Here is an 8,588-nt window from a genome sequence, read left to right as displayed (position 1 = left end):
GCGAGTTAAGTCCCTCCACCCCGACAGGCCCACCTTAAGACATACAAGCGAGCTCGCTCGCGAAATAATCTGGCAGGCGCCGCAGAGTCTCAGCCCGCCGCCTCATTGGTCCCGATGAAATTCGCCAGTTCCGGCGTCTGCGGGTTGGCGAACAGCACTTTCGGGTCGCCCACTTCATGCACCTTGCCCTGATGCATGAACACCAGCTTGTCGCCCACTTCCCGGGCGAAACGCATCTCGTGGGTCACCATGATCAGGGTCATGCCGTCCTTGGCCAGCTGGCGCACCACGCTCAGGACTTCGTTGACCAGCTCCGGGTCCAGGGCCGAGGTGATCTCGTCGCACAGCAGCACCTTGGGCGACATGGCCAGCGCCCGGGCGATCGCCACCCGCTGTTGCTGGCCGCCGGACAGGCGGTCGGGGAAGGCGTCGAACTTCTCCTCCAGGCCGACCCGCTTCAGCATCTCCCGTGCCAGCTCGGCGGCCCTGGCCTTGGGCACCTTCTGCACCACCTGCGGGGCGAGCATGACGTTCTCGCCGACAGTCAGGTGCGGGAACAGGTTGAACTGCTGGAACACCATGCCGACCTTCTGCCGCAGACTGCGCAGGTCGGCGCGGGCGGCATCGAGGTATTCGCCGTCGACTTCGATGACCCCGTCGTTGATCGATTCCAGGCCGTTGAGGGTGCGCAGCAAGGTGCTCTTGCCCGAGCCGCTGCGGCCGATGATCGCCACCACCTGGCCTTCCTCGATACTGAGGTCGATGCCCTTGAGCACATGATGGTCGCCGTAATATTTATGCAGGGCGGAAATTCTAAGCAGAGGCATGCAGTCTCCTTTCCAGGTAGCGCGCACTGAGGGACAGGGGGTAGCACAGCAGGAAGTAACCGAGCGCCACCAGGCCGTAGACCATGAAGGGCTCGAAGGTGGCATTGGCGAGCATGCCGCCGGTCTTGGTCAGCTCGGTGAAGCCGATGATCGAGGTCACCGCGGTGCCTTTGACCACCTGCACCGAGAAACCCACGGTAGGCGCCACGGCAATCCGCAGCGCCTGCGGTAGGATCACATGGCGCAGCTGTTCATAAGGGTTGAGCGCCAGGCTGGAGGAGGCTTCCCACTGGCCGTTGGGGATCGAGTCGACGCAGCCGCGCCAGATCTCCGCCAGGTAGGCGCTGGTGAACAGCGTCAGGGCGATGGCCGCCGCCAGCCAGGGCGAGATATCCACCCCCAGCAGGGCGATGCCGAAGAACACCAGGAACAGCTGCATCAACAGCGGCGTGCCCTGGAAAAGCTCGATGTACAGGCGGGCGAAACCGCTGGGGAAAGCCTTCTTGGAAATGCGTAGGGTCATGATCAGCAAACCGATCAGCCCGCCGCCGACAAAGGCCACCAGCGACAGCAGCAGGGTCCATTGCAGGCCGGTCAGCAGGTTGCGCACGATGTCCCAGAAGCTGAAATCACTCATTGGCTGCTCCTCGCGATATAGCGGCGCCCGACCCAGTTCAGCAGCTGCCGGATCAGCAGGGCCATGCACAGGTAGATCAGCGTGGTCAGGGCGTAGGTTTCAAAGGCGCGGAAGTTGCGCGACTGAATGAAGTTGGCGGCGAAGCTCAGCTCCTCGGTGGCGATCTGCGAACACACCGCCGAACCGAGCATGACGATGATGATCTGGCTGCTCAGGGCCGGCCACACCTTGCCCAGCGCCGGCAGCAACACCACATGGCGGAAGGCCTCCAGGCGCGTCATGGCCAGGGCCGCCGCGGCCTCCAGCTGGCCGCGGGGGATGGCCTGGATGCCGGCGCGGATGATTTCCGTGGAGTAGGCCCCCAGGTTGATCACCATCGCCAGCACCGCCGCCTGCCACTCGGAGATCTGCAGCCCCAGGGACGGCAGGCCGAAGAAGATGAAGAACAGCTGCACCAGGAACGGGGTGTTGCGGATCAGCTCGACGTAGACGCCGAAGAGGGCCGAGAAGGGCTGGATCTTCCAGGCCCGCACCACCGCGCCGACTATGCCCAGGCCGACCCCGAGCAATGCGCCGATGGCGGTCAGCTCAAGGGTGAACAGGGCGCCGCGCAGCAGCAGGCTGGTGTTTTCCAGCACCGGTAGAAAGTCGAACTGATAAGCCATGGATAACCTCCGCGACCGCGATCAGAGGCCAGCCGGCAATGGCTGCTTGAGCCACAGCTGGGCGTTCTTTTCCAGGCTGCCGTCGGCCTTGGCGGTGGTGAGGATCTGGTTGACCTTGTCCAGCAGCTCCGGCTGGTTCTTGTTCACGCCGACATAGACCGGGGAATCCTTGAGCTTGACCTTCATCGCCGGGATGCGTTTCGGGTTGCGTTCGCTGATGGCGACCATCACCACGTTGCCGCTGGCGATCAGGTCGACCTGGCCGGCCAGGTAGGCGGCGATGGTCGAGTTGTTGTCCTCGAAGCGCTTGATGGTCACGCCTTGCGGGGCCACGGCGGTCAGTTCGATGTCTTCGATGGCGCCACGGGTGACGCTGATGGTCTTGCCCTTGAGATCGTCGAGGGTGGCGACTGGTGCTTCGGGTGGGCCGAATACCGCCAGGTAGAAGGGCGCGTAGGCCTGGGAGAAGTCGATGACCTTCTCGCGCTCCGGGTTTTTGCCGAGGCTGGAGATCACTAGGTCGACCTTGCCGGTGGTCAGGAACGGAATGCGGTTGGTGCTGTTGACCGGGGTCAGTTCGAGCTTGACCTTGAGCTGGTCGGCCAGCAGTTTCGCGGTGTCGATATCCAGGCCGCGGGGTTTCATGTCCGGACCGACCGAGCCGAAGGGTGGGAAATCCTGGGGCACGGCCACCTTGAGGGTGCCACGGGCGACGACATCGTCCAGGCCGCTGGCGTGGGCGGGCGTCTGACTCAGCAGCAGGCTGGCAAACAGGGCAGAGAGCAGGGCGCTGAAACGCTTGGTCATGGCAAATCTCCGGATTCACGGGAAGTGATTTCTGCGCAGCGACACAGCACAGCCCGTGCCAAACGCCGGAAAAAGCCCTGGAGCGCCGGGTTTTGCTGGCGTCCTTCGGTCTTACTGGTCTGAACAGTTGATGGCGTTTCTGCCCCCTTATCGAGCGTCCGGAGAGGCGCCCGAACCCCCTTGGGGCACGACTTGCCGGGCTCGGCGAATAGCTTTACAACTAGCCTTTTCCTGGACCGGCCAGCCTGCATTCTATGAACTCGATCTCCCGCGCCGTACCCGAGGTGGCGCTGCAAGCCATCCGCCAATTGATCAACGAGCGCGGCTTCGGCCCGGGCGATGCGCTGCCGTCGCAGCGCGATCTGGCCGTGCAACTGGGGGTCAGCCGGGCTTCATTGCGCGAGGCGCTGTCGTCCTTGAGCGCCTTGGGGGTGATCAGCGTGCAGCCTGGCAAAGGCGTTTTCGTGCAAGCCACGGAATCGCCGGTCAATGGCGCGGGGCTGAGCTGGCCGTTCGCAGCCCAGGCGTCGCCGACGGATATCTTCCAATTGCGCTACGCCCTGGAAGGCTTCGCCGCGGGGCTGGCGGCCGTGACGCTGACTGCCGATGAGTTGGATGCGTTGCAGGATAATGTCGAGGCCATGCGCAACGAGCTGCGGGCCGCGGATTTCGAGGCGGCGGCGCGGCTGGATTTCGAGTTTCACCAGAAGATCCTGCAAGCCAGCGGCAATCAGGCAATGGTGAGCATTCTCAGCACCAGCGCCGAGATCTTCCTGGAGAGCCAGAAACTACCGTTCATCCGGCCCGAGCGGGCCATGGAAACCTGGCAGGAGCACCGCAAGATCCTCCGCGGGCTGGCCCGGCATGCCTCTGGGGCGGCGCAGAAGGCCATGCAGGAGCATGTGCGCGGCGCGGCCCTGCGCACCGGAATCGCCTTCGTCACCCCCGCATAGTTTCCAGTTGAGCTATACCCAAATTCATCGGGCACCATAGCGAGAGTCAATCAACTCCGGCTTCCTGAACGCGGGAAGGGCGGCTATGATGGGCCACGTTTTTTTGCTTACAACCTGGAGACTTCCATGAGCAGCGATCTTATCAAACACGTTAGCGACGCTAGCTTCGAGGCTGACGTACTCAAGGCCGAAGGCGCTGTACTGGTCGACTACTGGGCTGAGTGGTGCGGCCCATGCAAAATGATCGCTCCGGTCCTGGACGAAATCGCTGAAACCTACAAAGGCAAGCTGACCGTTGCCAAGCTGAACATCGACGAAAACCAGGAAACCCCGGCCAAGCATGGCGTGCGTGGTATCCCGACGCTGATGCTGTTCAAGAACGGCAACGTCGAAGCCACCAAGGTCGGCGCACTGTCCAAGTCGCAACTGGCTGCTTTCCTCGACGCCAACATCTAAGCGTCGTTGTAAATCGCATCAAAAAAGCCCCGTAAATAGCGGGGCTTTTTCATTATTCAGGGCTAGACGCTCAGAAACTCAGGTGTTACATTCGGCCCCGCACTGGTTTCTCCTCTGCCCCCTGCAAGCCGTCGCCGACGCTCTCCTTTTCGAATAAGTACGCGATCCTGTCGCCTTCTCCGCGGCGCGGCATCATTAAGCCAAAAGCTTAATTTCCCCCCTCCATAAATGATTACGTCATTCCTATATGAATCTGACTGAACTCAAGCAAAAGCCGATTACCGAACTGCTCGAATTGGCCGAACAGATGGGCATAGAAAATATGGCCCGTTCGCGCAAGCAGGACGTGATTTTCTCCCTGCTGAAAAAGCACGCTAAAAGCGGCGAGGAAATCTCCGGTGATGGCGTGCTGGAGATCCTCCAGGACGGCTTCGGCTTTCTTCGCTCCTCCGACGCCTCCTATCTGGCCGGCCCAGACGATATCTACGTCTCCCCGAGTCAGATCCGTCGTTTCAACTTGCGCACCGGTGACACCATCGTTGGCAAGATCCGCCCTCCAAAGGAAGGCGAGCGTTACTTCGCACTGCTGAAGGTCGACACGATCAACTACGATCGTCCCGAGAACGCGAAGAACAAGATCCTGTTCGAAAACCTGACGCCGCTGTTCCCGACCGTGCGCATGAAAATGGAAGCCGGCAACGGTTCCACCGAAGACCTGACCGGTCGTGTCATCGACCTGTGCGCCCCGATCGGTAAAGGCCAGCGCGGTCTGATCGTTGCTCCGCCGAAAGCGGGCAAGACCATCATGCTGCAGAACATTGCGTCGAACATCACCCGTAACAACCCTGAAGTTCATCTGATCGTGCTGCTGATCGACGAACGTCCGGAAGAAGTGACCGAGATGCAGCGCACCGTGCGCGGCGAAGTGGTCGCCTCCACCTTCGACGAACCGCCAACCCGCCACGTGCAGGTTGCCGAGATGGTGATCGAGAAGGCCAAGCGCCTGGTCGAACACAAGAAGGACGTGGTGATCCTGCTCGACTCCATCACCCGTCTGGCCCGTGCCTACAACACCGTGATCCCGAGCTCCGGCAAGGTGCTGACCGGTGGTGTCGATGCCCACGCCCTGGAAAAACCGAAGCGTTTCTTCGGTGCCGCGCGGAACATCGAAGAAGGCGGCTCGCTGACCATCATCGCCACCGCGCTGGTCGAGACCGGCTCGAAGATGGACGAAGTGATCTACGAAGAGTTCAAGGGTACCGGCAACATGGAGCTGCCCCTGGACCGCAAGATCGCCGAGAAGCGCGTATTCCCGGCCATCAACATCAACCGTTCCGGCACCCGCCGCGAAGAGTTGCTGACCGCCGACGACGAGCTGCAGCGCATGTGGATCCTGCGCAAGCTGCTGCATCCGATGGATGAAGTCGCCGCCATCGAGTTCCTGGTCGACAAGCTGAAACAGACCAAGACCAACGATGAGTTCTTCCTGTCGATGAAACGCAAGTAAGTCGAGCGGGACCGCAAAAGCCGGGGAAACCCGGCTTTTTGCTATCTGATTATTGATGAACGGCAGTTCACTGTTCTGAACAGTCGGGTTCGGCGCTAAACTGCCAGCCCCGAACGCCACGGCCAAAACGAGGCTCACGCATGCAGTATCGCGACTTGCGCGACTTTATCAGCGGTCTGGAACAGCGCGGCGAACTCAAGCGCATCCAGGTTCCGGTGTCCCCAGTGCTGGAAATGACCGAGGTCTGCGATCGCACCTTGCGTGCCAAAGGTCCGGCCCTGTTGTTTGAAAACCCCACCGGCTACGACATTCCGGTGCTGGGCAACCTGTTCGGCACCCCGGAGCGCGTGGCGCTGGGCATGGGTGCCGAGGCGGTCAGCGAACTGCGGGAAATCGGCAAGCTGCTGGCGTTCCTCAAGGAGCCCGAGCCGCCCAAGGGGCTCAAGGATGCCTGGTCCAAGCTGCCGATCTTTCGCAAGATCATTTCCATGGCGCCAAAAGTCGTCAAGGATGCCATCTGCCAGGAAGTGGTCATCGAAGGCGATGACGTCGACCTGGCGATGCTGCCGGTGCAGACCTGCTGGCCGGGCGATGTCGGTCCGCTGATCACCTGGGGCCTGACCGTCACCAAGGGGCCGAACAAGGACCGGCAGAACCTCGGTATCTATCGCCAGCAGGTGATCGGCCGCAACAAGGTGATCATGCGCTGGTTGAGCCACCGTGGCGGCGCGCTGGATTACCGCGAATGGTGCGAGAAGCACCCGGGCCAGCCGTTCCCGGTGTCCGTGGCCCTGGGCGCCGATCCTGCGACCATCCTCGGCGCCGTGACGCCGGTGCCGGACAGCCTCTCCGAATACGCCTTCGCCGGCCTGTTGCGGGGCAACCGCACCGAGCTGGTGAAATGCCGCGGCAACGACCTGCAAGTGCCAGCCACCGCGGAAATCATCCTGGAAGGGGTGATCCATCCGGGCGAGATGGCCGACGAAGGCCCGTATGGCGATCACACTGGCTACTACAACGAAGTCGACAGCTTCCCGGTGTTCACCGTCGAGCGCATCACCCACCGGATCAAGCCGATCTACCACAGTACCTACACCGGCCGTCCGCCGGATGAGCCGGCGATTCTCGGCGTGGCGCTGAACGAAGTATTCGTGCCTATCCTGCAAAAACAGTTCTCGGAAATCACCGACTTCTACCTGCCGCCCGAAGGCTGCTCGTACCGCATGGCGGTGGTGACCATGAAGAAGCAGTACCCCGGCCACGCCAAGCGGGTAATGCTCGGTGTCTGGTCGTTTTTGCGACAGTTCATGTACACCAAGTTCGTTATCGTCACTGACGACGATATCAACGCGCGCGACTGGAACGACGTGATCTGGGCCATTACCACGCGCATGGACCCCAAGCGCGATACGGTGATGATCGATAACACGCCGATCGACTACCTGGACTTCGCCTCGCCGGTCTCCGGCCTGGGCTCGAAGATGGGGCTCGATGCCACGCATAAATGGCCCGGTGAAACCACCCGCGAGTGGGGCCGGGTGATCGTCAAGGATGAGGCAGTAACCCGCCGGATCGATGCCATCTGGAATCAGTTAGGAATAGATTGATGCGTGTAACCTTGCAGCCCTCCGGAGCGGTGCTTGAGACGCTGCCCGGCGAGCGGATTCTCGATGCGGCGCGGCGCCTGGGCTATGAATGCCCGCAAAGCTGCCGCAATGGCAACTGTCATGTGTGCTGCGCCCTGCTGGTGGAGGGCCGTGTCCTGCAGGCCGGCGATGTGCGCGATCATGGCGAGTTCTACACTTGCATTGCAGAGCCGCTGGAAGACTGCATCGTGCTGTGGGATGGCGTCCTTGCGCTGGGAGAACTGCCGGTGCGCAGTCTGTCGTGTCAGGTCACCGAGTGTCTGGAAGTCGGCGGCGATGTCTGGCGGGTCTGCCTGCGGGCGCCCGCAGGCAAGCCACCGCGTTATCACGCTGGCCAGTACCTGATGCTCGAGCGGGAGAATGGCGAGAAGTCGGCATTCTCCCTGGCCTCGGCGCCGCATGCCGGGCGTGAGCTGGAGCTGCACGTACTGGTGCGCGAAAGCAGTGCACAAAGCCTGATCGAACAGTTGCAGCGCAATGGCAACGTGCGCGTCGAGCTGCCGTTTGGCGATACCCACCTGGCCGAGCTGCCGGACGGGCCGCTGGTGCTGATCGCCGCCGGTACCGGCATGGCGCAAATGCACAGCCTGATCGAGCATTGCCGGGCCAAGGGCTTCAAATACCCGGTGCACCTGTACTGGGGCGTGCGCCGGCCGGACGACTTCTACCAGATCGAGCACTGGGACGAATGGAAGAAGTTGCCCAACCTGTTCCTGCATAAGGTGGTCAGCGACCTCTGTGGCTGGGAAGGGCGCTGCGGCATGCTGCACGAGGCGGTGAGCGAGGACATTGCCGACCTGTCGGCGGTGCATGTCTACGCCAGCGGCTCGCCAGCGATGATCTACGCGACCCTCGACGCGCTGGTCGAAGCGGGCATGGATGCGCACCAGATGCGCGCCGATGTATTTGCCTACGCTCCTCGGTCCTGAGTTCTCGGGGCTGTCCCTCGTTATAACTTCCTATATAGCCCATCGGTATTTATTTAATTAGATAAATGCCGGTAGGTTATATGTCACGCATTATTGAAAGTTAAAACTCTTCGATGGCACTTAACTTGCCTTGAAACATATGTGTCTTGGAGTTACAGCCG

The 8,588-nt window shown here is 61.6% G+C and carries 9 protein-coding genes; 5 read left to right on the top strand and 4 right to left on the bottom strand.

Translation table 11 applies throughout. The features are described from left to right. Positions 1–89: 89 nt before the first annotated feature. The 4 genes from J4E58_RS27350 to J4E58_RS27335 are packed head-to-tail and all read right to left on the bottom strand — an operon-like array spanning position 90 to position 2,936. The gene (locus tag J4E58_RS27350) at positions 90–827 is read right to left on the bottom strand and encodes an amino acid ABC transporter ATP-binding protein (protein ID WP_087092513.1); all 738 of its coding nucleotides are present in this window, start codon (positions 825–827) and stop codon (positions 90–92) included. After that, complete coding sequence (locus tag J4E58_RS27345; protein WP_007926721.1) at positions 814–1,464, bottom strand: amino acid ABC transporter permease; 651 nt, start codon at positions 1,462–1,464, stop codon at positions 814–816. Before J4E58_RS27345 ends, J4E58_RS27350 begins: the two co-directional genes overlap by 14 nt. Continuing rightward, positions 1,461–2,129 (bottom strand): amino acid ABC transporter permease, encoded by a 669-nt coding sequence (locus tag J4E58_RS27340; RefSeq protein ID WP_053263061.1) that lies wholly within the window; start codon positions 2,127–2,129, stop codon positions 1,461–1,463. Before J4E58_RS27340 ends, J4E58_RS27345 begins: the two co-directional genes overlap by 4 nt. 21 nt (positions 2,130–2,150) lie before the next feature. Then, positions 2,151–2,936 (bottom strand): transporter substrate-binding domain-containing protein, encoded by a 786-nt coding sequence (locus J4E58_RS27335; protein ID WP_087092512.1) that lies wholly within the window; start codon positions 2,934–2,936, stop codon positions 2,151–2,153. Between the two features lie 254 nt (positions 2,937–3,190). On the opposite strand from J4E58_RS27335, the gene J4E58_RS27330 reads away from it, so the two are divergent. The 5 genes from J4E58_RS27330 (at position 3,191) to J4E58_RS27310 (ending at position 8,427) form a co-directional block, all read left to right on the top strand. Continuing rightward, positions 3,191–3,889 carry a FadR/GntR family transcriptional regulator gene (locus J4E58_RS27330; RefSeq protein ID WP_087092511.1) on the top strand — a complete coding sequence of 233 codons (699 nt, stop codon included), beginning with the start codon at positions 3,191–3,193 and terminating at the stop codon, positions 3,887–3,889. A 126-nt stretch (positions 3,890–4,015) separates the two neighbouring features. After that, positions 4,016–4,345, top strand: a complete 330-nt coding sequence (trxA, locus tag J4E58_RS27325) for a thioredoxin TrxA (protein ID WP_003206727.1) — start codon at positions 4,016–4,018, stop codon at positions 4,343–4,345. A 247-nt stretch (positions 4,346–4,592) separates the two neighbouring features. Then, positions 4,593–5,852: a transcription termination factor Rho gene (gene rho, locus J4E58_RS27320; RefSeq protein ID WP_007926725.1), complete on the top strand. Its 1,260-nt coding sequence runs from the start codon at positions 4,593–4,595 to the stop codon at positions 5,850–5,852. A 140-nt stretch (positions 5,853–5,992) separates the two neighbouring features. Beyond that, the gene (gene ubiD / locus J4E58_RS27315) at positions 5,993–7,459 is read left to right on the top strand and encodes a 4-hydroxy-3-polyprenylbenzoate decarboxylase (RefSeq protein ID WP_087092510.1); all 1,467 of its coding nucleotides are present in this window, start codon (positions 5,993–5,995) and stop codon (positions 7,457–7,459) included. Then, complete coding sequence (locus J4E58_RS27310; protein ID WP_053263059.1) at positions 7,459–8,427, top strand: CDP-6-deoxy-delta-3,4-glucoseen reductase; 969 nt, start codon at positions 7,459–7,461, stop codon at positions 8,425–8,427. Before ubiD ends, J4E58_RS27310 begins: the two co-directional genes overlap by 1 nt. Positions 8,428–8,588: the final 161 nt, after the last annotated feature.

This window comes from Pseudomonas sp. FW305-25 (genome assembly GCF_017351415.1).
In the GTDB taxonomy this organism is placed as follows: Bacteria; Pseudomonadota; Gammaproteobacteria; order Pseudomonadales; family Pseudomonadaceae; genus Aquipseudomonas; species Aquipseudomonas chlororaphis.
This window is presented reverse-complemented; position numbering and strand designations above follow the sequence as displayed.

Excerpts from the sequence above, each read along its gene's own strand:
- J4E58_RS27350 (WP_087092513.1), bottom strand. The coding sequence starts at position 827 with ATGCCTCTGCTTAGAATTTCCGCCCTGCATAAATATTACGGCGACCAT.
- J4E58_RS27310 (WP_053263059.1), top strand. The coding sequence starts at position 7,459 with ATGCGTGTAACCTTGCAGCCCTCCGGAGCGGTGCTTGAGACGCTGCCC.
- ubiD (WP_087092510.1), top strand. The coding sequence starts at position 5,993 with ATGCAGTATCGCGACTTGCGCGACTTTATCAGCGGTCTGGAACAGCGC.
- J4E58_RS27330 (WP_087092511.1), top strand. The coding sequence starts at position 3,191 with ATGAACTCGATCTCCCGCGCCGTACCCGAGGTGGCGCTGCAAGCCATC.
- trxA (WP_003206727.1), top strand. The coding sequence starts at position 4,016 with ATGAGCAGCGATCTTATCAAACACGTTAGCGACGCTAGCTTCGAGGCT.
- J4E58_RS27340 (WP_053263061.1), bottom strand. The coding sequence starts at position 2,129 with ATGGCTTATCAGTTCGACTTTCTACCGGTGCTGGAAAACACCAGCCTG.
- J4E58_RS27335 (WP_087092512.1), bottom strand. The coding sequence starts at position 2,936 with ATGACCAAGCGTTTCAGCGCCCTGCTCTCTGCCCTGTTTGCCAGCCTG.
- J4E58_RS27345 (WP_007926721.1), bottom strand. The coding sequence starts at position 1,464 with ATGAGTGATTTCAGCTTCTGGGACATCGTGCGCAACCTGCTGACCGGC.
- rho (WP_007926725.1), top strand. The coding sequence starts at position 4,593 with ATGAATCTGACTGAACTCAAGCAAAAGCCGATTACCGAACTGCTCGAA.